This is a genomic window from Streptomyces spinosisporus (genome assembly GCF_022698145.1).
In the GTDB taxonomy this organism is placed as follows: Bacteria; Actinomycetota; Actinomycetes; order Streptomycetales; family Streptomycetaceae; genus Streptomyces; species Streptomyces spinosisporus.
In genome coordinates this window covers 1-1,433 of record NZ_JALDAX010000054.1, presented here as the reverse complement: position 1 = coordinate 1,433, position 1,433 = coordinate 1, and the positions used below count along the sequence as shown (strand labels likewise).

The following is a 1,433-nucleotide window of genomic DNA, read 5'->3' as shown; positions in this document are numbered from 1 at the left end:
ACGGTCGTTGTCTCAGAACAAACACAGTGGACGCGAGCAACTGAGGACAAGCCCTCGGCCTATTAGTACCGGTCACCTCCACCAGTTACCTGGCTTCCAGATCCGGCCTATCAACCCAGTCGTCTACTGGGAGCCTTACCCCATCAAGTGGGTGGGAGTCCTCATCTCGAAGCAGGCTTCCCGCTTAGATGCTTTCAGCGGTTATCCCTCCCGAACGTAGCCAACCAGCCATGCCCTTGGCAGAACAACTGGCACACCAGAGGTTCGTCCGTCCCGGTCCTCTCGTACTAGGGACAGCCCTTCTCAAGACTCCTACGCGCACAGCGGATAGGGACCGAACTGTCTCACGACGTTCTAAACCCAGCTCGCGTACCGCTTTAATGGGCGAACAGCCCAACCCTTGGGACCGACTCCAGCCCCAGGATGCGACGAGCCGACATCGAGGTGCCAAACCATCCCGTCGATATGGACTCTTGGGGAAGATCAGCCTGTTATCCCCGGGGTACCTTTTATCCGTTGAGCGACGGCGCTTCCACAAGCCACCGCCGGATCACTAGTCCCGACTTTCGTCCCTGCTCGACCCGTCGGTCTCACAGTCAAGCTCCCTTGTGCACTTACACTCAACACCTGATTGCCAACCAGGCTGAGGGAACCTTTGGGCGCCTCCGTTACCCTTTAGGAGGCAACCGCCCCAGTTAAACTACCCATCAGACACTGTCCCTGATCCGGATCACGGACCCAGGTTAGACATCCAGCACGACCAGACTGGTATTTCAACGACGACTCCACACGAACTGGCGTCCGCGTTTCACAGTCTCCCAGCTATCCTACACAAGCCGAACCGAACACCAATATCAAACTGTAGTAAAGGTCCCGGGGTCTTTCCGTCCTGCTGCGCGAAACGAGCATCTTTACTCGTAGTGCAATTTCACCGGGCCTATGGTTGAGACAGTCGAGAAGTCGTTACGCCATTCGTGCAGGTCGGAACTTACCCGACAAGGAATTTCGCTACCTTAGGATGGTTATAGTTACCACCGCCGTTTACTGGCGCTTAAGTTCTCAGCTTCGCCCGACCGAAATCGGACTAACCGGTCCCCTTAACGTTCCAGCACCGGGCAGGCGTCAGTCCGTATACATCGCCTTACGGCTTCGCACGGACCTGTGTTTTTAGTAAACAGTCGCTTCTCGCTGGTCTCTGCGGCCACCCCCAGCTCAGGAAGCAAGTTCCTTCACCGGGTGTGGCCCCCCTTCTCCCGAAGTTACGGGGGCATTTTGCCGAGTTCCTTAACCATAGTTCACCCGAACGCCTCGGTATTCTCTACCAGACCACCTGAGTCGGTTTAGGGTACGGGCCGCCATGAAACTCGCTAGAGGCTTTTCTCGACAGCATAGGATCATCCACTTCACCACAATCGGCTCGGCATCAGGTCTCA

General features: G+C 56.4%; 1 rRNA gene. It reads right to left on the bottom strand.

From position 1 onward, the window contains the following. Window positions 1–42: 42 nt before the first annotated feature. Window positions 43–1,433 (bottom strand): 23S ribosomal RNA (locus MQN93_RS43650); the annotation flags it as partial.